Origin of the sequence: Acinetobacter sp. YH12039 (assembly GCF_013420015.1) — a bacterium.
GTDB lineage: Bacteria > Pseudomonadota > Gammaproteobacteria > Pseudomonadales > Moraxellaceae > Acinetobacter > Acinetobacter amyesii.
Genome location: NZ_VOZA01000004.1, coordinates 119061 through 140644, shown reverse-complemented (window position 1 = coordinate 140644; position 21584 = coordinate 119061). Strand labels below are relative to the sequence as shown.

20 protein-coding genes are annotated in these 21584 nt (G+C 40.6%); 8 read left to right on the top strand and 12 right to left on the bottom strand.

Going from position 1 to position 21584, the window contains the following annotated elements:
* Nucleotides 1-11: 11 nt before the first annotated feature.
* Nucleotides 12-2753, bottom strand: coding sequence for an autotransporter assembly complex family protein (locus tag FTT98_RS03505; RefSeq protein WP_180176994.1), 2742 nt, complete (start codon nucleotides 2751-2753; stop codon nucleotides 12-14).
* Between the two features lie 177 nt (nucleotides 2754-2930).
* On the opposite strand from FTT98_RS03505, the gene FTT98_RS03500 reads away from it, so the two are divergent.
* Both FTT98_RS03500 and coq7 read left to right on the top strand, forming a co-directional pair.
* Nucleotides 2931-4250: an MFS transporter gene (locus tag FTT98_RS03500; RefSeq protein ID WP_168377719.1), complete on the top strand. Its 1320-nt coding sequence runs from the start codon at nucleotides 2931-2933 to the stop codon at nucleotides 4248-4250.
* Between the two features lie 3 nt (nucleotides 4251-4253).
* Complete coding sequence (coq7, locus tag FTT98_RS03495) at nucleotides 4254-4889, top strand: 2-polyprenyl-3-methyl-6-methoxy-1,4-benzoquinone monooxygenase (protein WP_168377720.1); 636 nt, start codon at nucleotides 4254-4256, stop codon at nucleotides 4887-4889.
* Nucleotides 4890-4958: 69 nt separating this feature from the next.
* Here the strand turns inward: coq7 and FTT98_RS03490 are convergent, their stop codons facing one another.
* The 6 genes from FTT98_RS03490 to FTT98_RS03465 all read right to left on the bottom strand — a co-directional run bounded on the left by FTT98_RS03490 (nucleotide 4959) and on the right by FTT98_RS03465 (nucleotide 9413).
* Nucleotides 4959-5639, bottom strand: coding sequence for a hypothetical protein (locus tag FTT98_RS03490; protein WP_168377721.1), 681 nt, complete (start codon nucleotides 5637-5639; stop codon nucleotides 4959-4961).
* Between the two features lie 77 nt (nucleotides 5640-5716).
* Entirely contained in the window at nucleotides 5717-6295 is a 579-nt protein-coding gene (locus FTT98_RS03485; protein ID WP_257230179.1) for a DedA family protein, read from the bottom strand.
* 162 nt (nucleotides 6296-6457) lie between these two features.
* Nucleotides 6458-6907 (bottom strand): 2-amino-4-hydroxy-6-hydroxymethyldihydropteridine diphosphokinase, encoded by a 450-nt coding sequence (locus tag FTT98_RS03480; RefSeq protein WP_078193947.1) that lies wholly within the window; start codon nucleotides 6905-6907, stop codon nucleotides 6458-6460.
* Nucleotides 6864-7244 carry a dihydroneopterin aldolase gene (gene folB / locus FTT98_RS03475; protein ID WP_180004951.1) on the bottom strand — a complete coding sequence of 127 codons (381 nt, stop codon included), beginning with the start codon at nucleotides 7242-7244 and terminating at the stop codon, nucleotides 6864-6866. The genes FTT98_RS03480 and folB overlap by 44 nt, the downstream gene beginning before the upstream one ends.
* An 83-nt stretch (nucleotides 7245-7327) precedes the next feature.
* The gene (locus tag FTT98_RS03470) at nucleotides 7328-8626 is read right to left on the bottom strand and encodes an AarF/ABC1/UbiB kinase family protein (protein WP_078193949.1); all 1299 of its coding nucleotides are present in this window, start codon (nucleotides 8624-8626) and stop codon (nucleotides 7328-7330) included.
* A gap of 58 nt (nucleotides 8627-8684) precedes the next feature.
* Nucleotides 8685-9413 (bottom strand): HesA/MoeB/ThiF family protein, encoded by a 729-nt coding sequence (locus FTT98_RS03465; RefSeq protein WP_180177002.1) that lies wholly within the window; start codon nucleotides 9411-9413, stop codon nucleotides 8685-8687.
* 661 nt (nucleotides 9414-10074) lie between these two features.
* Here FTT98_RS03465 and FTT98_RS03460 point away from each other — a divergent pair.
* Nucleotides 10075-10590, top strand: coding sequence for a pyridoxamine 5'-phosphate oxidase family protein (locus tag FTT98_RS03460; protein WP_078193950.1), 516 nt, complete (start codon nucleotides 10075-10077; stop codon nucleotides 10588-10590).
* A 162-nt stretch (nucleotides 10591-10752) separates the two neighbouring features.
* On the opposite strand, the gene FTT98_RS03455 is transcribed toward FTT98_RS03460, so the two are convergent.
* The 3 genes from FTT98_RS03455 to FTT98_RS03445 form a co-directional block, all read right to left on the bottom strand.
* Nucleotides 10753-12396, bottom strand: a complete 1644-nt coding sequence (locus tag FTT98_RS03455; protein ID WP_180176993.1) for an AMP-binding protein — start codon at nucleotides 12394-12396, stop codon at nucleotides 10753-10755.
* Between the two features lie 297 nt (nucleotides 12397-12693).
* Nucleotides 12694-13830 (bottom strand): acyl-CoA dehydrogenase family protein, encoded by a 1137-nt coding sequence (locus FTT98_RS03450; protein ID WP_168377726.1) that lies wholly within the window; start codon nucleotides 13828-13830, stop codon nucleotides 12694-12696.
* Nucleotides 13831-14148: 318 nt separating this feature from the next.
* Nucleotides 14149-14919 (bottom strand): 3-hydroxyacyl-CoA dehydrogenase, encoded by a 771-nt coding sequence (locus FTT98_RS03445; protein WP_078188564.1) that lies wholly within the window; start codon nucleotides 14917-14919, stop codon nucleotides 14149-14151.
* 141 nt (nucleotides 14920-15060) lie between these two features.
* Here FTT98_RS03445 and FTT98_RS03440 point away from each other — a divergent pair, with 141 nt between their 5' ends.
* Entirely contained in the window at nucleotides 15061-16095 is a 1035-nt protein-coding gene (locus tag FTT98_RS03440; RefSeq protein ID WP_180176992.1) for an AraC family transcriptional regulator, read from the top strand.
* Between the two features lie 200 nt (nucleotides 16096-16295).
* Entirely contained in the window at nucleotides 16296-16649 is a 354-nt protein-coding gene (locus FTT98_RS03435) for a hypothetical protein (RefSeq protein WP_078188566.1), read from the top strand.
* Between the two features lie 69 nt (nucleotides 16650-16718).
* Here the strand turns inward: FTT98_RS03435 and prmC are convergent, their stop codons facing one another.
* Together prmC and prfA are read right to left on the bottom strand one after the other, a co-directional pair.
* Nucleotides 16719-17537, bottom strand: a complete 819-nt coding sequence (gene prmC / locus FTT98_RS03430) for a peptide chain release factor N(5)-glutamine methyltransferase (protein ID WP_180063547.1) — start codon at nucleotides 17535-17537, stop codon at nucleotides 16719-16721.
* Nucleotides 17537-18625 (bottom strand): peptide chain release factor 1, encoded by a 1089-nt coding sequence (prfA, locus tag FTT98_RS03425; RefSeq protein WP_078188570.1) that lies wholly within the window; start codon nucleotides 18623-18625, stop codon nucleotides 17537-17539. Before prfA ends, prmC begins: the two co-directional genes overlap by 1 nt.
* A gap of 368 nt (nucleotides 18626-18993) precedes the next feature.
* Here prfA and FTT98_RS03420 point away from each other — a divergent pair, with 368 nt between their 5' ends.
* The 3 genes from FTT98_RS03420 to FTT98_RS03410 all read left to right on the top strand — a co-directional run bounded on the left by FTT98_RS03420 (nucleotide 18994) and on the right by FTT98_RS03410 (nucleotide 21418).
* Nucleotides 18994-19422 (top strand): glycine zipper domain-containing protein, encoded by a 429-nt coding sequence (locus FTT98_RS03420; RefSeq protein WP_078188571.1) that lies wholly within the window; start codon nucleotides 18994-18996, stop codon nucleotides 19420-19422.
* Nucleotides 19423-19715: 293 nt separating this feature from the next.
* Complete coding sequence (locus FTT98_RS03415) at nucleotides 19716-20231, top strand: hypothetical protein (protein WP_078188572.1); 516 nt, start codon at nucleotides 19716-19718, stop codon at nucleotides 20229-20231.
* Between the two features lie 179 nt (nucleotides 20232-20410).
* Nucleotides 20411-21418, top strand: coding sequence for an LLM class flavin-dependent oxidoreductase (locus FTT98_RS03410; RefSeq protein WP_180176991.1), 1008 nt, complete (start codon nucleotides 20411-20413; stop codon nucleotides 21416-21418).
* The last annotated feature ends 166 nt before the right edge of the window (nucleotides 21419-21584 follow it).

Below are 21584 nucleotides of genomic sequence, written 5' to 3'. Positions count from 1 at the left end.
TCACCTAAAAATTATAATTGTGAACCAATAAAGAAATGTAAACGAATTGGTTTGCTGTCGTCAGAAAGTCCCGTAGCCACATCTAAACGAATTGGACCAATTGGCGATGCCCAACGTATCCCCACACCTGCGCTATATGCAGTCGGTGTATTAAAGTCTTTATCGTACGCATTACCGAAGTCACTAAAGACCGCAGCACGCCAACCTTCTTTAAATTGGTAGTTATATTCTAATGAGCCAGTTGCCAAAACTTGACCACCAATTTTATAGCCATCTTCTTCAGCCGCTAAACTCTTATAGTCAAAGCCGCGAATGGTTTGGTCACCACCGGTAAAATAGCGTAAATTATAAGGAACTTTATCAAAGTTCTCTGTCAGAATATAACCTACATCACTGCGCCCCACGAACTGGTGATTATCATTTTCACCCAATGAATAAATAAAGCGCCAGCCCGCATTCAAGATCGCCATATCAACATCCGAAAGTAAGCTTTCACTTCCGACTTCAACTTTATAGGTTTGCTTTATCCCTTTACTTGGATTCACACGTTTATCAGAGTCGGTTCGAGAAATTTCATAGCCAAACATCAAGGACTGTTGTTCATTGTTGGTATTCACCAAGAATGCATCTGGAATGTCATCACTAGGATTAAGTCCGTCATCAGTAATACGGTCCAAACGATAACGTAAACCAAATGTATGCTGCCAACTACCACGGGGGTTTTTAATAATCCGGTCCACACCCGCTACAGCAGACTCAATGGAAAGATTAACACCTTGACCGACATCATCACGTTCTTCACGTTCATAACCACCAACCAAACTGACATAGTCATTTAATGGATGGTTATATGGGATGTTATAGCGACCATCAATCGATTGACGGATTTTGGATACTTCCATGTTGGCGTCAAAAGAATGACCACGTTTGTTTACAATGGCACGGCGATACTGGCCACGAACACGTGTGCCTGTATCAGTACCAAAACCTGCACCAATTTCTGCACTATTCAGCTTGTCTGCATTCAGTGTCACGATCACAGGGACTTTTTTATCTTCGCGTGCTTGCGCTTTTAAGCGATCTTGTTCTGCTTGTTTGGCATCTTGCGTATCTTGCAAACTGCGTAATTTAGAGGATTGCTCTGCATCATTCACCCCCGCAAATTGGTCTTCATCGACCACTTTTTGCGTCACTTCTTTATTCGACATCACTTCAGTTTTGTCTTTCACCACTTGTGAACTTTCTGACAACTGATTTTGATCGACCAAGGTTTGAATATCCGGGGGTAGTTCAAGTGGCTTTTCAATCGGGTCTGGTCGAATTGCATCGACTAGCGTGTAGTTAAAATAGCGAGAGTTGGTCAGGTTATTGGCCAAACCATTCACACGCCAGAAAGTATAGTCAGCACCGTCTTTCCACGTCACCAAACTTTCTAAAATATCGCGATCCAATGGAAACTCTGCATTCGGATCGCTCATTCTAAATTCAACTGCGCCAAGCTTATAACGCTCGCCCGTCTCAAAGCGCAAATTAATATCGGCAGTATTTTGCGGTTGCGCCACTTTTACATCATGTAAACGCCAATACGAGTCGAAGTAACCGTTATTGGTCGCTGCCTCATTGATTCGGCTTTTCGTGGTTTCGTATTTACCATGATTAAGAATGTCACCTTCTTCCTGATCTGGTAAAACACCAATCACCTGAAACTGAGCTTGGTTCGCCCCAGCCCCAGAAAATTCAACATTCTGTTTTTCAATTTGCACAGGCGTATTTGGTGTAACCAATACACGAACTTTGCTGTCAGACACTTTTTCAAATTTGAATTCAGATTGATAGAAACCCACGGCTTGCGCGGCTTGATTGGACAAGCTACGTAATTGAGGCAAAGCCGATGGAAAATCACTAAAGGATTCTTGAGTAAAACTTGAAAGCTTGCCTTTAATATTGGCTTTGAGATCTTCCAGTGCCGCACCGTAGGCTTTACTCGACGTTTGACTGGTATTATGTGCTGATGTAATTTCAACATCCGCACTAATTCGTGGCACTTTTGCCGTGTTCATCTGACGTGGCGGACGTACTTTATATAATAAGCGCTTGAAAATACCCGGCTCTGCATCATCCTCAACTGTTGGGTTATGCAGCTCTTGCAGAGTATTGGCATTTTCATTTCGTGTCGCGGTAATTTCATTATCCGAACGAATTTCACCCATGAGCTGATCAATATTGACTGGCGCTTGGTTAATTTCCGTTAACTCTTTTTGGGTAATATCTGCAACAGCAACTTCTGTTTGCTGTGTTGCACGGTACTCCTGCGCTTGACGTTTGGCTTCTTCAGCAACTTGGAAGATTTCATTCGCCATGTTTTGATCAACAGGTGTCACGGGTAAGTTTTCTAAATCTTCAAACTCAATGGGTTTAAATTCTTGTAGTTGAGTTCCTGCTTGCTGCTGTTCTTGCAGCATTTTCATGCTATCAACAGATTCTTCCGGCTCATTTATATTTTCAATTTTTTCAATTGCTTCAGGCGTCGACAGCCCTTGCTTTACAGCCTCATTCTTGATTTCAGTAACAATCTCTGCTTTTGTATCTGCAGAGGTTGGAACAGTTTCCGCGGGAGTTTGGGCGAAACTATGCTGAGCACACAAGGTCAAAAAGATGCTCATATATAGGCTTTTATTGCTATGATGTTGTCGTATGCAGTGAGCCATACTGTGATGAAGCATTGTTTTTTTAAACTTGATTTTTGCAGGCATAGCAAACTCTAACAAATTTCATTATGTAATGGACTTAGTCAATCAGATGTAGAGCTAAAGATCTTATATCTATTGGTTTTTCGCCATCCCCAAACTCAAAAACATATTACATGATTTTTTTAGAGATTTTACCAATCACTCACATTTCTTAATAAAACTTAATGTAGCAAGACGCTTATGAATAACAACGAACATCTGCTAGGTACACGCCGCTTCCTGCCTATGTTTTTGACCCAATTTTTTGGGGCCCTCAATGACAATGTCTACAAACAGGCTTTATTGTTGGTCATCACCTATGGATTAATCCAACAACAGGCATTACCCATCAGCACGCTAAACAATCTGGCTGCATTATTGTTTATTTTACCCTACTTTATTTTTTCAGCGACAGCGGGACAGATCGCAGATAAGTTTGAACGTTCACAACTTGTCCGTGGCATCAAAATTTTAGAAATTATCATCATGATCATCGGCAGTATTGGCTTTCTGACCGGTCATTTATGGTTATTATTGCTGGCGTTATTTTTGATGGGGATCCATTCGACATTTTTTGGTCCAATCAAATATGCGATTTTGCCTGAAATTTTAAAGCCCAATGAGCTGATGTCAGGCAATGCGCTCTTCCAATCTGCAACATCTATGGCGATTTTATTCGGGATGATCTTGGGTGGTGCTGTGATTGCTTCATCACAAGGCAATTTAATGTGGATCAGCCTGACAGTGATGACCATCGCTATTTTAGGTTATATCACCAGTCGTTTTATTCTTAAGCAAAATGTCACAACACCGGATTTAAAAATCGATTGGAACTTTTTCCGTACCAGTTACCAAACGATGAAATATGCCAAAAGTTTACCGCTGATTTTTACCATTTTATTGGGGAACTCGTGGTATTGGTTTTATGGTGCAACCTACCTCACTCAAATTCCACAAATGACTCAGCAAAACCTACATGCTTCTGAAAATGTCGTTAGCTTGCTATTGACCTTTTTCTCTGTCGGTGTGGGCGTGGGTTCATTGCTTTGTCGTAAATTGGGCGGCACCCAAGTCAATATTAAGATGGTTCCAATCGGTGCTGTAGGTTTAACGGTATTTGCACTGTATTTAGCACTTAGTTTAACGCTTGTCCCGACTCAAACTGGCCCACTTATTACCCTTTCAGAAGTTTTTCATCAAGGTTGGGGCTATTACCATGTCATGATTGCCGTGACTTTATTGGGTATTAGTGGTGGTTTTTACATCGTTCCGCTCTATGCAATGATGCAAGCTTACTCTCCACGCTCACATCGTGCGCGAGTCGTTGCCGCAAACAACATTTTAAATGCGGTATTTATGGTATCTTCTGCTATATTTTCAATTATCATTCTGAGTGTTTTAAAGATTGATATTAAGATACTTTTTTGTATAACCGCAGTGCTCAGTGCAATCTTTTGTATTTGGCTGCTATTACGCATCAAACCTTTGCTTCAAACTACGCAAGTCTCTCTGGAGGATTAATCCATGCGTCAATTTACAGGTGTCGACAAACTTATTCACTCATTTGATCAGGCCTTACGTAGTTTAGTTCCCGGAGCAACGGCTGCACATCGTGAAAACCCGTCTGTTGCTGAAAAAACGCAACTTGCAGTCAGCGAAGCACGCCATGTGGCAGGTCTAATGCGGGTCAACCATAGTGGTGAAGTGTGTGCTCAAGCGCTTTATCATGGCCAAGCCCTCACCGCGAAACTTCCAAATGTACGCCGTGAAATGGAACAAGCTGCGATTGAAGAACAAGATCATTTGGCTTGGTGTGAAGACCGCTTAAAAGAATTAGACAGCCATACCAGTCTGCTCAACCCTGTTTGGTACGGCCTTTCTTTTGGGATGGGTGCATTGGCAGGTATTGCCGGTGATCAATACAGCCTAGGTTTTGTCGCTGAAACTGAGCGTCAAGTGAGCCTGCATTTAGAAGATCACATCCGCCAACTTCCTGAACAAGACGAACGTTCACGTAAAATCTTAGTGCAAATGAATGAAGATGAGCTGCATCACCGTGATACAGCACTCAATGCAGGTGGTGTAGACCTTCCTGTTCCAGTTCGTATTGCCATGACTGGTATTTCAAAGCTGATGACCAAAACCAGTTATTACATTTAATGATTTTCTAATGATTGTCGCTAAGTTTTATAAATAGTGAAAAAAAAGCCTGCAATGATGCAGGCTTTTTTATGAGAAATCTTTTGACTTTAATACAATAATTCCTTCACCATCAAAACAGTTTATAGGCTGCCATCGACTTGGTGTAAACCAATCAAAATTCAAACTATAACGTTGTGCAGTGGACGGATAACCTGCTCCACCTAACTCAAGCAGCCATCCTGCCGGACAAATTACTTTTTGGTTATTCATCATAACGGTTTGATCATGTGCCAACTCAAGCAATAAATGGCGATGCAGCTCAAATGCAATAACATCAAATCCAGCTATTTGAATCGGCTGTGGAAAACGAGCCGATGTCAAACCTTGACGAATATCAGTCATCTGTTCCAGAGTATAGTCGGTTTCAAATGATCGGTTAATCCACGTGCCTTCAGGCAGTACAACCTCTCCAAAGTTTAAAGGTTCCTGCAACTGTATATGAATTTTCTTTTGATGCTGCAACTCTGCATAGTCAGAAATAAGATCTGAAATCACGAACAATCCAAGCGTTACTGCAACAAATAAAGGGAAAAACAATACGCCAGATAAACCAATTTTAAGTGCCGCATTTACTTTATATGGTCGATTTTTTTGCTTTTTATACCAATTATTCCAACTCAACCAAATCGCAATGACGATAAATAGCACCAAAATCGCAAAGCAAATAATAAGGAAACCTCCCGCACCCGCACCATAACCTAAGCCCATATTGCTCTCACTAAATATCCCTTTAAATCTTTTGATTATGTTTTGACGACTTTATCAGATCAACCACTTGCACTTTATCAATGTTGATGATGCTTACACCACCACTTCAACACCGTATAGAGCACACGGAAGAATACGATACATAAAATAACGGCAATAACGATGTAAATATCTTGATGATAAGGCAGCATTTTCGCCCCAAATAGATGTAAATAATGACTGATTTGGAAGCCAATCATTGCGACCAACATCGCCCAAATAAAACAGGCAACTAGATTAATCAGCACATATTTCCAAACAGGATAAGCACGCACACCGACTGCAATAGGTAAAATAGTTCTAAAACCCCAAGCAAAGCGCATAAATAAAATGGTCAAAATAGGATAACATTCAATAAACTGGCTCGCACGATCGAATTTTTGTGCAAATTCTGCATTCGACTGGATAAGTTTTTGCCCATAGCGAGCGCCCATTTGATAATAAAACTGATCGCCAATAAAACTGCCTAGCATCGCCACCGCAATCAACATTGGAAAATGAAGTATGTGTTGATGGACGGCATAGGCGCCAATCATCAGCACTGTTTCTCCTTCAAACAATGTGCCAATAAAAATCGCAATATAGCCATAGTGCTGAATCAGATCAGTCCAGTTCATATCATTATTTTGAAGCTAAAAAGATAATGTAATCCTGCGACAGCCTATACGCTAGCGCATACCATGACAGGATTTGAATATTTTTGTTATTGTTTATCTAGCGTATTTAAGGTCAGTTTGAAATATCACTCATGTGCATTGAAAACATTTCGTTTCATTCGCTCAATCCACTAAAACTTTTTGGCAACTCACCATAGGAAATTGATGTGCTGGATGTTCAAACATTTCATTTTTCCAAATGTCGAACATTGGTATTTTAACATCGAGTGCTAAAGGCAGTTTTTTCGGATTAAATTGCATGTGCGCTAAGCTTTCGCCCCACGCGATCAGATCCAGATCCAAAGCGATATTATGAGACGGACGAACACGACCTGAGTCTGCTTCCATTTTTTTCAGTAAGGTGCTGATTTCATCTACAGATAAACTGCTTTTCACCAAACAAGCTGCATTCCAATAATCCGCCCCAATGCCATCACGACAAGGAATCACATAAATTTTGGAAAATTCAACATGACCCAAAGCCTGAATTTGACGTAAAGCCTGTTGAAAATGCGGCTTGGGATTGAAATTACTCGCCAGAGCTAGGGCGAAAATCGTTTCGGTGGCGTTCAAGACGAATTCCTACAGAATTGGCTTGCGCGATAATGGCAGGCTTCCGGATGCTAATCATAATAGATTCAATGCTGTCATAGGTAGCAAAAAGTGCATCAATCACCAGTTTTGCTGCATGTTCGATCAATTTAGGTTGAGCAGTTTGAATGACTTTGGCTGATATTTCGCAAATTTCAGCATAATTCAAGGTATCTTCAAGCTCATCTGACTGAGCCGCCTGCGCTAAACTGGTTTGAATATTGAGGTCGAGCATCAAAGGCTGAATAATCTGACGCTCCCAATTGAAACAGCCGACTACAGTTTCAACTTTCAAACCTTCAATGATAATTGCGTCCATTCTTACACTCAAAATAAAATCTTAAACATCGATAAAATCCTCCTGTTTAAGCAAGAGGATTTTATTTATATCTTGCGGCTAAATTATTGCTTCAACAATAAATTAGGATCCATAGTCTGCACCATCTGAATACGCTGGTCTGCATAAATATCGGTATATGGCGCAAGGATGCGCATAAAGCGATCGAAGTACAACATTTGTTTGAATAATAAAGCGAAGTCACGTGGGAAGCGAATACCATGACGCTCTCCGACTTGTACCATATCCATCATGATGTCATTCAAATCGGCAGGATTCGAGGTTAATAACTCTTGCGGATCGGCCAAAAGCACACCGCTAAATAAGCGTTCTAAGTCGGCAGCTAAGACTTGTGTGTCAATTTTGACAGCCGTCATGCCCATTTTCAGCATATTTTCAGCCATCAAGTTGTAGTCAGTTTTTTGTAGGGCATCCATAAACGCAATACATGCTGTCCACACTTCAGGTTTCAACTGGCCCACGATACCAAAATCGATGAATCCAACTCGACCATCTTCAAGCAGCATCAGGTTGCCTGCATGTAAGTCTGCATGGAAACTATTACATAACATCAAGCTGCCAAACCATGTATTCATCGCTGTCACCAAAACTTGCGATGGATCTTTAGCGACTTTCTTGACCACGTCAAAATCGGTCAATGGCACGCCGTATAAACGTTCCATGGTTAAGACACGACGTGTTGAATATTGGTGATAAACCTTTGGTGCTGTTGCGGCTTTGTTTTGAGTTACGTTCAGATAATTCACAAAGTCGTCAAGATTTTGAGCTTCTTCAATAAAGTCCACTTCACGTACCATGCGAACTTTAATTTCTTCAACAATATCTGCAAGTGAAGCAAATTTGACTTTGGGTACAGCTTTTTCAACCAGTTTAGTAGCCCAATGTAAGACATTTAAATCTGTATAGAGAATCGTCTCGACACCCGGCTTTTGCACCTTGATAACAACATTTTCACCACTGACCAATTTAGCGGCATGTACCTGTGCAATCGATGCAGAAGCCAAAGGCTTTTCATCAATTGAAGCAAATATTTCATCTAAATTACGGCCAGCAAATTCTGAAGCCAATACCTGCTGCACATAACTAAACGGCAATGACGGTGTCTGATCTAAACAGCCTTGAAACTCTTCTACATATTCACGCGGAAATAAAGAAGGTGTACTGGCAATAAATTGACCTAATTTAATATAGGTTGAACCTAGCGATTCAAAAGTTTCACGCATGAGTTTTGCGTTACTTGGTTTTTCAGTTGCATATTTAAAGCCGGCTTTCGCCGCAACGACTGCGGTCTCACCCATTCGGGCAACCGAGCGAATTCCATCTAACCAGATATTGTTTTTCATAATGTCTTAGAAAAAAATAATTAACGGGAGTGTAGCAAAAAAATAAGGGCTTGCTGCTTTATCTTGCCTGACAGATTGGACAATCGGGATCTTTTTCAAAAGCGAGAATTTTTTGCTTCATTGACCGACCATCCCACAACAAAAGCTTTTGTTTCAGTGCTGTCGTCCCTAAACCCAAATAGAGCAAGGCATGATGTGCTTGCAAACTTGCCATAACATTTGGTGTAGTTGCAAGTACACCCGAGTCTGCACAGCGCAAACTTTCATTGGCATGCTGTTCTTTTGGAAATAAACATTCATAACAGGCAGCATCGGCTTCAACCATAAATAACTGCCCTTGAAAGCCGATCGCTGAAGCACTAATCAGCGCCACATTATTTTCCACACAGCTTGCGTTAACCAAATACCGTGTACTGAAATTATCACAACCGTCGAGAACCAAATCTTGCTGTGAAATCAATGCCTTTGCATTGCTTTCATCTAATTTTGAGGTATAGCTTTGCACACGGATATACGGGTTAATCGCTTGTAAACGTTTAGCCAAAATTTCAGCTTTATAAAAACCTACATCGTGTTCGATATACGCGATTTGTCGTTGCAAATTACTGATTTCAATGCGATCTGCATCGATCAAAGTGATTTGTCCGACGCCTGCACGTGCCAATAATTCGGCTGTGGTACACCCAATCCCACCACACCCCACGATGAGTACATTGGCAAGTTTTAGCTTCTCTTGCGCATCGATGTCCCATCCATCAAGCAATATTTGACGGCTGTATAAATGCATTTCATCATCACTTAATTCAAATTCAGATGTTGATTCATTCGATTTAAACGTAGACAAAGTATTTCCTTATTAAAATTCGTCAAGCATAAAAAATAGGCGAGTTTATACCGCACGCAAAAGATTAAAACACCGTTATCCATCAAATGTTATTCGGCTACAAACCCGAAACAGTGTAAAAACACCCGGCTATTTGAGCAAGACAATATACAGCTTAAAGTTAGAATAAATGCTCTGTAGACATGACATTTTTCTCAGTTAGCGTATCTTCAATTACACTATTTAAAAAACAGTATCTCAAACACCTTAGTATGTAGGAACATCATAGAGGTATAGCGTATACATGTTTTAAAAATAATAAATAAAAAATATAGTTATATTTTTAAACATATTTAGTTGCACTAGAGCTGCTTATATTAGGTTCATTTTAATGATTCTTTTCTACCTTAACCTCAAAAAATAAAACTTAATTCAAGACATTTTAAGCGTTTACGTATGCAAAGAGATTTAATCCGTAGGTATATATATGAATTCAGTGAGAATTAAATTGCTGACACAATATGTTCGATAAACTTATGAGCTAACACACATTATTCAAATACTTTGTGCTCAGTCATATTTACCCCTTTACCCCAAAGTGATTACTTAAAAGTGGAGAATAAAAATGTCACAAGAATACATTGAACAAGATCAGCGACAAAAATTATGGAAACTCATTAAAGACGTGCGTTTCACCATGATTAGCCATGTCACTGACAAGCAAGAAATTCATTCTCAACCTATGACCATGCTTAATTCTGATAAGATGAATGAGCATGAAAATATCTATTTTCTTATGAAAGAAAACAATGACCTTGTAGAGGCAGTCAATGCAGGTCGTAATCATCTTGGATTAGCATTCGCTAAACCTTCAGACGATATTTATGTATCAATTAGTGCTCATGGAGAAATCAGTACAGATGCGGCCCTAATCGATAAATTATGGAATCCTTGGGCTGAAAACTGGTTCGATGGCAAGACTGATCCTACTGTTCGCGTTTTGATAGCTAATCCTATTAGTGCAGAATTCTGGAATGTCAAAGACAATAAAGTCACCCATTTATTCAAAGTTTTGAAGGGCAATTTAACGGGTAAAACTCAAGAACTTGATACTGAACATAATACCCTGAACTTAAAATAAATGATTTTATAGATTTGAATGAATGCTTTAATTTTAGGTTAATTTGGATTGTCCCATAGTTAGTCAAGTGCATATATGATCTCGAATGAATGGTTTCACAAGCTCAAATATCAATTTCAAAAAGGCTGCATCAAGCAGCCTTTTTTGCGTATATAAATTGACTCAACTGACCTTTTGAATTAATTGCGCTTTGGCCACTTCTTGTTGCTTCAACAAATTACGTTGGATTTTTCCACTCGATGTTTTAGGCAACCCATCCACAAATTCAATTTCTTTTGGATAAGCATGCTTGGATAAACGAGATCGTACATAGGCTTGTAGTTTATCCATGAGTTCAGAACTTGCTTGATATTGTGGTTTCAATACCACAAAAGCTTTGACCAATTCAGTCCGCTCAGGATCAGGCTTACCAACAACTGCCGACTCTAAAACCTCTTCACATTCTAATAATGTGCTTTCCACATCGAAAGGCCCTACACGATAGCCTGACGTTGTAATGACATCGTCTGCACGACCTACAAAATCAATGCCGCCTTCTTCGTTTAAACGAACGGTATCACCGGTTAAATAGTAGTTCCCGACAAAGGCTTTACGGTTATTGCCACCATAGCCTGTAAACCACATGAGTGGAGATTGCGACCAATCTAATGCCAATGTTCCAATGCCACCGCGTTCAATTTCTTGATAGTCTTTATTGAGCACCGCGAAACGATGACCCGGTATAGCAAAACCGGCTGAACCCACTTTTTTGTAGTGTTCTAAGGCATGATGATTTGCAATCACCATTCCAAGTTCCGTTTGTCCATATTGGTCATAAATATTGACGTTTAAGTCGTGATTAAACCATTGAATCACTTCAGGCGTTAGCGGCTCACCTGCGCTACTCACAACCCGTAAATGTGATTTTATGGATGCGTCAAATTTTTCTTTGAAGCCAAAGAACATACGAAAAGCCGTTGGAGAACCGGTCAAATTACTGACTTTATATTTTTTGATGACTTGAAGTGCATGATCAACACTAAAAGCACGTTCATCCATAATAATGCTGTGTCCTAAACTTAATGGCCCTGCAATTCCATAGTACAAACCATAAGCCCAACCCGGATCTGCCAAATTCCAAAATGAATCTTCATCACGCAAATCAACCGCATGTGTCATATACCCTTTAAATGCCAATAACGCTTTGTGTGGCACAGGTACAGACTTGGCTAAACCGGTCGTCCCTGAGGTAAACATCATTAAAAATTCATCGTCAAATGAACGGGGAACTGAGTTAAATGTGGCGTCATGCAATTGCAACTCTGACCAAAAGTCAGGATCTGTCTGAATTGCTTGATCGGCATGTACAGTTAAAATATGCGGTAAATCAATATGATTGAGTTTTGATCGTTGCTCAGTGTTGGTTACAATCAGCTTTGTTCCCGCAGTTTGCACTCGATGTTCAATCGCTTTGGACTCAAATGCAGTAAACAACGGTTGATAAATTGCCCCTATACGCCATGTTGCCAATACGGTGATCAACAACTCTGCTGTGCGAGGTAAAAGACCTGCAATGCAATCACCTGCTTTCAATCCAATGCGCTGATAATAATTTGCCAATTGTGCAGAAGCTAAATCTAATTGCTCAAAAGTCCATTGCTCAGATTCACCATTTTTACCTTCCCAGATCAGCGCAGTTCGATTTTGCCCAACATAGCGCCCACAACATTCATCATAAGCATTGATTGAACTTGGCGTACCGACCAATTGTTCTGTAACCATCTTTTCAAAATTAAAATCACGATATGCTTGTTCTAGTGTCTTCATGACGACAATTCCTATCCGGTTCTCTATGATTCAAAGTGCAAGACTTTGAGGTTTATTCATCTTGTTGTTGTACCGCTGCGTACTAGTGACGATTCCTTTGCCACATCCGCCTTTACTGCTATTCCATACACCGATTGCAATGTCGGTTTTTTAGTTTTGAAACTTATACTTTGTTAAACAATCTATTCTTAGACTGTGTATACCTAGATAACCATGTTTGGATGTCCCCTGCAATTTCCATAACCATCAACGCCATTGCAGGGTTTGAACATCGACCAAAGTCTATTTTTTAATCACCTATCCTTTGGTGACTTCACGTGCAATCACCAGACGTTGAATGTCCGATGCACCTTCATAGATTTGGCTGACACGTACATCACGATAAATGCGTTCAACTGGGAAATCAGATACATAACCGTAGCCTCCATGGATTTGAATGGCATCTGAACACACCCGTTCAGCCATCGTCGATGCAAAAAGTTTCGCCATCGAGGCTTCTTTTAAGCATGGAAAACCGGCATCTTTTAACGTCGCTGCATGGAAAATTAACTGGCGTGCTGCCTCAATTTGGGTGGCCATATCCGCGAGGCGAAATGCCACGGCCTGATGCTGTACAATCTCCACCCCAAATGCCTTTCGTTCATTGGCATATTCAACGGCTGCATCTAATGCTGCTCGTGCCATACCCACAGACTGCGCTGCAATGCCAATTCGACCTGACTCTAGGTTTGATAAGGCAATTTTATAGCCTTCACCCTCTTGGCCTAAAAGACTATCGGCAGGTATCCGACAGTCATCTAAAACTATAGTTGCTGTATCGGAACAATGCTGACCCATTTTGTCTTCTAATCGCGATACGATATAACCCGGCGCATCCGTTGGTACTAAAAAGCACGAAATCCCTTTTTTACCTGCAGATTTATCCGTTACCGCAAAAACCAAGGCTACTTGAGCATGTTTTCCTGTGGTAATAAATTGCTTGGTGCCATTTAACACCCACTCATCACCATCACGCTCCGCTTTACATTCCAATGCACTCGCATCTGAACCCACTTGTGGTTCTGTTAGGCAAAAACAACCTAACCATTCGCCAGTGGCTAATTTTTTTAAGTATTTTTCTTTTTGTGCTTCAGTACCATAACGTTGCGTAATGCCACATGGCAGGGAGTTTTGTACGCTGACAATTGTGGAAATCGCACCATCACCTGCAGCAATTTCTTCTAAGGCAACAACCAAAGACACATAGTCTAAACCTGCACCTCCCCATTCGTCCGAAACCGTCATGCCTAAAGCACCCAGCTCACCAAGTTCCTTTAGCTCTTGTTCAGGAAATGCTGCCGTTTTATCACGCTCTGCAGCCGTCGGTTTCAGTTTTTCTTGCGAATAGCTTCGCATCATGTCCTGAACCATTTTTTGTTCATCATTTAAAATCATGAGACTTCCTTTTCTAAATCTTTTATAGCGCGTATAGCTTTAAATGTTGGATAACTGCGGAATTAAAAATTCTTTGACTGTATAAAGCAACGTTGGATACACGACGACGTCATTTGCAACTGTCTGAGGCAGGACGCCATTAATCTCTAATGTTTCTGTAATCTGTAAATCAATAAATACTTGATGACGAGTTTTACAAATGACTATGGTTTTGGTTACTTTTGCCGAAACAAAAGTAACGAGATAAGCTACTGTCAACGAAGTTATTCTCGATCAGACTCCGTCGTAGAAGCCTGAATAAGCAGTTTTAATAAATAACTATTTAGGCTGCATACGGATCGCGCCATCAAGACGTATCACTTCACCATTGAGATAAGCATTTTCAAAAATATGCGTCACTAATTTTGCAAACTCTTGTGGTTTTGCTAAACGTGGAGGAAAAGGCACCATTTGCCCCAAAGCATCTTGTACATTTTGTGCTAAGCCTTTGAGCATCGGCGTTTCCATAATGCCCGGAGCAATGGTCATCACACGGATTGATTCACGTGCAAGCTCACGTGCAAGAGGTAATGTCATTGCAACCACTGCCCCTTTTGATGCTGCATAAGCCGACTGACCAATTTGACCATCAAAAGCCGCTACCGATGCCGTATTCACAATTACGCCACGCTCTTCTTCACCTGCTTTTAATTCATATTTAGCAATCAGTTGTGCCGCATAGCGCAGCATATTGAATGTGCCTGAAACATTAATATTTAATACTTTTTGGAACATCGCCAAATCATGTAATCCGTCACGACCTAAAACTTTTGCAGAGGGTGCGATACCTGCGCAGTTCACTAAGCCATTAAGTTGACCAAATTCCGCTTCAACTTGTGCAAAGAAAGCGCCTACCGCTTGTTCATCGGTAACATCCAATTGAACAAATTTAGCATGATCACCCAGTTGACGTTGCATTGCTTCGCCATGCTCATGATTCATATCCACAATAATCACTTTTGCGCCCAGGCCAATCAGATGTGTTGCTGTCGCAGCGCCTAGTCCTGATGCACCACCTGTCACAACAAAAACTTTTCCTTTAATGTCCATAGCATTTCCCTATTTATGATGCTTTGTTTTAAATTCGACTTAAGATGCAGAGTAAACAGAGAATTTATTCAGTACAATTTCCAAATGTTGCATCTTTTCTGATGTATTTGGACAATTCTGAACAAGGACCTATCCGCACATATGCCGAAGCATAGACTCGAATACAGTAAAGGGACGATTTCTATCGACTTGGTGCATGAAGCATTACATGATGCGCAAAAAAAGCACTTTGATATTTCTTCTATTTTACAAAAGTCTGGTATACCCTCAGAGTTACTGCTATCAAGTAAGACCAGAGTTTCCGTTTCACAATATGCGGCTTTATGGACTCATCTTGCAGATGTGATGGATGATGAATTTTTTGGCATGGATCGGCATGCTATGCGACGTGGTAGTTTTAAGCTACTGTCGAAAATGGTCATGCATAACAGCACATTGGGTGATGCACTCAAGCAAATCCTACAATTTTTAAATCTGGTTTTAGATGACTTACATAGCGATTTAACTATTGAAGATCACTTTGCTTATATCGTGATCTATGACCAACATGCGCCTAAACGCATGTTCAGCTATGCCACATATTTAATGCTCATCCACACGCTACTGTGCTGGCTAAGTGGTCAACGGATTTTATTAAACCAAATCCAATTTAAATGTGATGCACCGCTTGATGATCACGACTATAAAGTTCGCTTCTGCGAAAATATTCATTACCAAGCCAGTCAAAACTATATACAGCTCGATGCCAGTTATTTAAGCCTTCCCATCAAACAAGACACACGTTCCTGGTATCAATTCCTACAACAAACGCCTGAAAACCTCTTGGTTCGTTTTAAAAACCCGTATGCACTTAGCAGCCAAATTCGCAAACAACTCTTAGACGTTTCTCCTGCCGAATGGTTAGAGTTTTATGAGTTGGCAGTCAAAATGAATATGTCGGAAGCCACGATGCATCGCCGTCTTAAAAGTGAAGGTGTGAGTTATCAACAACTCAAAAATGATATCCGACGTGATACTGCCATCGATTTTTTAACCCATACCGATAAAAGCTTACAAGATATCAGTGAAGAACTAAATTTTCATGATCCGAGTGCTTTTCATCGGGCTTTTAAAAAATGGACAGGTGTCAGTCCCGGTGCGTATCGACAAAATAATGCGCCTGAATTCAAGGCCTAAAATTTGATATTCGCTATTTATAAATTGAATATTCATCTAATTAATAGAAAATCAATAACTTAAAAATATTCAATAAATAGACTGACCATTCATCCTTGAACGATTGCTACTTTAGTCTAATTAGGTTATTTTTCACTCAATTTAAAGCACTTTGCTTATTTATATTCCAATTCTCCTGCATCTCCTTGAAAGGCTTTCCTATGCTTAAGATGATTGATGTTCTTGAACAACAACTTGTTCAAAACTTTTCAGATTCTCTTTTCACTCAGATTGACGCAATTGATGAACTGTTTCATGAACAGCTTAAAACTGTCGCAGATATCGATTTGCAAAATTTGATCTCACAATTTTTTAGCACTGAAAATGCAGTTGAAGTTGCTCATGCACTGGATATCCAAGCAGATGACATTGAAGCAATTCAAGCAGGTGCAAATCTAAAAGATGAAAATTTAGTGAATGCAACTGCAAAAATTATTGCTTACTGTCTTGCAGTAGAAACAGCAGCTTTAGAACAAGTTGAAGTTTTCGATAGCTTACAAGACTACCCAATGTAAGCATTGATCGAATATAAAAATAAAGCGCATTCAATGCGCTTTATTTTTGACTATTTATCTAACACTAAATCAATGTTGCCACTGACCTAAGCTGACACGGTCATTACCGCCATAATCTTTTATAGTCCGAACATTTCGATATCCAGCCTGCAAGAACAAATGTCTGACCGATTCACCTTGGTCATAGCCATGTTCGAGCACCACCCAACCATTCACGGTTAAATGTTTTTTAGCTTGAAGAATGATTTGCTCAATATCTGCAAGCCCATGATTGTCCGCAACCAAAGCACGTTCAGGCTCTGTCGCCAAATCTTTCATGTGTACATCATCAGCATCGATATACGGCGGATTTGACACAATTACATCAAAGAAAGCACGACCAAAGGGTTTCAACCAAGAACCTAAGACAAACTGCACATGTTCAAGATCATGCTTTTTGGCATTAAACTCAGCAACTTCCAAGGTAGGTTCGTAAATATCCGAAGCTACAATTGACCAATCTGGACGTTCACTGGCTAATGACAAGGCTACAGCACCAGTTCCTGTTCCTAAATCGACCACACGAGCATCTTCAGGAAGTTCTAAACGGAGTACAGTTTCAACGAGTACTTCCGTATCAGGACGTGGAACCAAAGTATCTTTAGTCACTTTTAAGTCTAGCGTCCAAAATGGCTGAGAACCTGTGACATAAGCCAAAGGCTCACCTGCTGCAATACGAGCAAGACTGTCGACATAGAGTTGTTCTTGTTCTGCCGTCAATTCTTGATCCTTTTTCATGATTAAATCAAAAGAATCAATCTTGGTGATGTGCTCTAACAACCACGCATTTTCCTGACGTTCATAACTTTCAGGTTCACCACGATAGGCCAAAGCCTGTGCAATATTCATTAGCCACCATTCTGCTGCGCTAATAACGCCAACTGATCGGCTTGATATTCACGATGCAAACTATCAAGCAATTCAGTCAAATCGCCTTCCATCACTGCATCTAACTTATACAGTGTTAGGTTAATACGATGATCAGTCATGCGACCTTGTGGATAGTTATAGGTACGAATACGCTCAGAACGGTCACCAGAACCCACCAAGTCACGACGCATTTCAGATGTCGCGGCATCTGCTGCTGCGCGTTTGGCATTTTCTAAACGAGAAACCAACAGCGCCATCGCTTTGGCTTTGTTTTTATGTTGTGAACGTTCGTCCTGACATTCTACAACTGTACCCGTTGGTATATGAGTAATACGCACAGCAGAGTCAGTTTTGTTAATGTGCTGACCACCTGCACCAGATGCACGATAGGTATCAATACGTAGTTCTGAAGGATTAATTTCAACACTGGTGTCTACATCAATTTCAGGCAAAATCGCAACCGTACATGCCGAAGTATGAACACGACCTTGCGACTCAGTTGCAGGAACACGCTGTACACGATGTGCGCCACTTTCGAATTTTAATCGACCATATACGCCTTCACCATTGATGAGGCAAATCACTTCTTTATAACCGCCATGTTCGCCGTCATTTTCAGACAGCACTTCAATACGCCAACCTTGTGATTCAGCATATTTACTGTACATGCGATACAAGTCACCAGAGAAAATCGCAGCTTCGTCACCACCCGTTCCGGCACGGATTTCTAAATAGGCAGAGTTCGCATCATTCGGATCTTTTGGAATCATCAGAATGTTTAAGTCTGCTTCAAGCTGACCAATCAAAGCTTTATTTTCTTTAATTTCTTCAACGGCCATTTCTTTGAAATCTGGATCCGTCATCATCACTTCAGCAGTTTCAATATCTTCTTCTGCTTGACGGTATTTTTTCCAAACTTCAGTGATTTCAGATAAATCACTATGCTCACGAGACAACTGACGGAAACGTTTATTGTCTGAAATGACTTCTACATCTGCGAGTAATGCATTTAATTCTTCGTGACGGTCAGACAGCTGATCTAATCGTAAACGTAACGATTCTTTCATTTTTCAAAAAATCTCAATACACAGGCTCTACCGCTAAACTTTCACGGATATGCCAAAATTCAAAATAATGGCGCTAGTGTACCGATAATGGGTCTGAAATGACATATTTATTGTTTTTTGGCCTATCTATGAGCCTAAATATCAAAATGTGAACTTCATCACTCCTACCTTTCTCCACAAAGTCGTACAGATTTTCAGCATTCGACCGTTTTTTTCACAATATTAATAAAACTTATACAAACTAGACACTCAAATCACCAAATAAAGAGAAAGCTCTCCATATTTATAGCGAATAGTTTTGTTACATTTACTGCCATCGAAATGATTATGAAAAAGTCCTCGCGTTTATGAAGGACATGGAGTGAACTATGAAACTGAATACTCTTTTAATGACAGCCACTCTAGCAACTGCTTCTATGTTCACTGTGTCTGCAAATGCAGATAGTACAACACGCGTTGCTGCAGCTAGTGCATTAGGTAGTGTTGCAGGTACTGCTATTGGTAAAAACATGGGCGGTAATACCGGCGCTACAATTGGTGCTGCTCTTGGTGGTGCTGGTGGTGCTGCGGTAGCAAGTAATAAACGTAACCGTACAGAATCTGCAATCGGTGGTGCTTTAGGTGGCGGTACAGGTTATACCGTTGGTAAAAGCATGGGCGGTACAAACGGTGGTTACATTGGTTCTGCACTAGGTGCTGCTGGTGGTGCGGCTTTAGGTAATAAAATCTCTAAAGACAAAGCTTACGACAAACAGCAAGAACGTAAATACAAAAAACGTTACCGTCGTCGTCACTAATTCAAAATTAGTGAGTCCAAATTTATTGGATAGTGAAAAGAGCACCTTCGGGTGCTTTTTTTATGTATCGCCTTTTTTCAAATGATAAATACAACTTTATTTATTGCAGCTCATACATATGTAGATTTGCCTTCTCTCCAACCAAGTCATCAATCATGTAGAAATAAAGTGCAAAATTTACATTGCAGCAACGGAACACGTATTTTATTTCACATCACGCTCCAAATATTCGCTATGTGTTTTCATATATTGATATCAACAGATAAACATCATGCTTCGTAAGGAGTTTAAAAATGAAAATTAATAAAATTCTATTCAGTGCAGCAATTGCCGCTTCAGCGCTTACTATGACTGCAACACATGCAGGTAATAGCACCAATACTGCATTAACATCTGCTTTAGGTGGTGTTGTTGGTGCAGCAATCGGTAACCAAGTTGGCGGCCAAACTGGCGCAATGATTGGTTCAGCTATTGGTGGCGGTGCAGGTGCTGCAGCATCGGCGAACAAACGTGACCGTAATGGTGCCATCATTGGTGGCGCACTTGGTGGTGCGGGTGGTTATACCGTAGGTAAAAACATGGGCGGTACAAACGGTGGTTATATCGGTGCTGCACTTGGTTCAGCCGGTGGTTCTGCACTAGGTAAAAAAGTGTCTGAAGACCGTCGCTATGATGACCGTTATGATGATCGCTATGACCGTCGTTATAACAACCGTGGCTATCGTACCAATAATTATAGTTACAATGACCGAGGCTACCGTGGAGATAATGGTCGTCACTTAGGTTGGTACAAAAACGGTAAACGTTAATCGATATATTTCAATGAAAAAAAAATCAGCACCTTCGGGTGCTTTTTTTGTTTATAAAAAACTTTAGGTATATCTAAAGTTGACTTTTTACACCGCCCCACGACCATATCGAATTTATTCGATATACATTAGGCTATTTATATCGTATTATTTCGATATAAAGATCTCTGAGAGAAAAAATGCGTACTCTAGCCGATACAAAATTTTCAATACTTGAACTCGCACCTGTTCGAGATGATAAAACCATCGAATTTTCACTCAAACATGCACTCCAGTTAGCGCAGAGAGCAGAAGAGCTTGGCTATGAACGTCTATGGTTAGCCGAACACCACAATATGGACGGCATCGCAAGTTCTGCAACTGCGGTTTTACTCGGTTATCTCTTAGCAAATACACAATCCATCAAGCTCGGTTCAGGCGGGATTATGTTGCCCAACCATGCGCCTTTAGTTGTCGCTGAACAATTTGGCACACTTGAAACGTTATATCCCGGCCGTATTGAACTCGGTTTAGGTCGCGCACCAGGTACTGACCAAACCACCATGCGCGCTTTACGCCGTGGCCGTCAGGAAACCGAAGATCAATTTCCACAAGATGTCCTTGAAATATTGCAATACTTTAAAGCACCTGAGCCACAGCAGCGCATCATTGCTACACCGGGACAAAATACACATGTTCCTGTATGGCTTTTAGGTTCAAGTCTTTTCAGTGCACAACTCGCTGCACGTTTAGGTCTACCCTATTCATTTGCTTCACATTTCGCACCACGCATGCTTGGACAAGCAATTCAGCTCTATCGTGAAAATTTCCAAGCATCCGAATATTTAGATCAACCTTATGTGTCTATGGGCGTACCAACGGTTGTTGCTGAAACAGATGAAGAAGCAGAATATCTAGCAACGAGTGCTTACCAACGGGTTTTAGGTTTAATGCGCGGTCAAAGTTTAAAACTCAAGGCTCCAGTCGACAGTATGCAAGGCTTATGGTCTGCTGCAGAGAAGATGTCTGTTGATAATTTCTACGCTATGGGACAAGTCGGTTCAAATGCAACCGTTCGAGCAGGTTTAGAAAACCTACTCACCAAATATGACGTTGATGAATTTATTTTCACCTGCGACATTTACGATACCGATAAGCGCATTGAAAACTTCGAACGTTTAATGCAAATCAAAAATGATCTGGCTTAAGACTCTCAACTTAATGATCTAATCCAAGCGTTTAATCCGTCTAAAGGTAGAATTGTGACTACATTTTTTGTGGCTCTTTAGACGGATAGCAGTCAACAGATAATATGGTTTCGGCTAACAACGACCAAACCTGTACTTAAAAACCATCATTGCCTCAACGAAATAA

Bases quoted from the DNA above. Each gene is read 5' to 3' on its own strand.
- FTT98_RS03505 (WP_180176994.1), bottom strand. From the start codon at position 2,753: ATGCCTGCAAAAATCAAGTTTAAAAAAACAATGCTTCATCACAGTATG.
- FTT98_RS03500 (WP_168377719.1), top strand. From the start codon at position 2,931: ATGAATAACAACGAACATCTGCTAGGTACACGCCGCTTCCTGCCTATG.
- coq7 (WP_168377720.1), top strand. From the start codon at position 4,254: ATGCGTCAATTTACAGGTGTCGACAAACTTATTCACTCATTTGATCAG.
- FTT98_RS03490 (WP_168377721.1), bottom strand. From the start codon at position 5,639: ATGGGCTTAGGTTATGGTGCGGGTGCGGGAGGTTTCCTTATTATTTGC.
- FTT98_RS03485 (WP_257230179.1), bottom strand. From the start codon at position 6,295: ATGAACTGGACTGATCTGATTCAGCACTATGGCTATATTGCGATTTTT.
- folB (WP_180004951.1), bottom strand. From the start codon at position 7,244: ATGGACGCAATTATCATTGAAGGTTTGAAAGTTGAAACTGTAGTCGGC.
- FTT98_RS03470 (WP_078193949.1), bottom strand. From the start codon at position 8,626: ATGAAAAACAATATCTGGTTAGATGGAATTCGCTCGGTTGCCCGAATG.
- FTT98_RS03465 (WP_180177002.1), bottom strand. From the start codon at position 9,413: ATGCATTTATACAGCCGTCAAATATTGCTTGATGGATGGGACATCGAT.
- FTT98_RS03460 (WP_078193950.1), top strand. From the start codon at position 10,075: ATGTCACAAGAATACATTGAACAAGATCAGCGACAAAAATTATGGAAA.
- FTT98_RS03455 (WP_180176993.1), bottom strand. From the start codon at position 12,396: ATGAAGACACTAGAACAAGCATATCGTGATTTTAATTTTGAAAAGATG.
- FTT98_RS03450 (WP_168377726.1), bottom strand. From the start codon at position 13,830: ATGATTTTAAATGATGAACAAAAAATGGTTCAGGACATGATGCGAAGC.
- FTT98_RS03445 (WP_078188564.1), bottom strand. From the start codon at position 14,919: ATGGACATTAAAGGAAAAGTTTTTGTTGTGACAGGTGGTGCATCAGGA.
- FTT98_RS03440 (WP_180176992.1), top strand. From the start codon at position 15,061: ATGCCGAAGCATAGACTCGAATACAGTAAAGGGACGATTTCTATCGAC.
- FTT98_RS03435 (WP_078188566.1), top strand. From the start codon at position 16,296: ATGCTTAAGATGATTGATGTTCTTGAACAACAACTTGTTCAAAACTTT.
- prmC (WP_180063547.1), bottom strand. From the start codon at position 17,537: ATGAATATTGCACAGGCTTTGGCCTATCGTGGTGAACCTGAAAGTTAT.
- prfA (WP_078188570.1), bottom strand. From the start codon at position 18,625: ATGAAAGAATCGTTACGTTTACGATTAGATCAGCTGTCTGACCGTCAC.
- FTT98_RS03420 (WP_078188571.1), top strand. From the start codon at position 18,994: ATGAAACTGAATACTCTTTTAATGACAGCCACTCTAGCAACTGCTTCT.
- FTT98_RS03415 (WP_078188572.1), top strand. From the start codon at position 19,716: ATGAAAATTAATAAAATTCTATTCAGTGCAGCAATTGCCGCTTCAGCG.
- FTT98_RS03410 (WP_180176991.1), top strand. From the start codon at position 20,411: ATGCGTACTCTAGCCGATACAAAATTTTCAATACTTGAACTCGCACCT.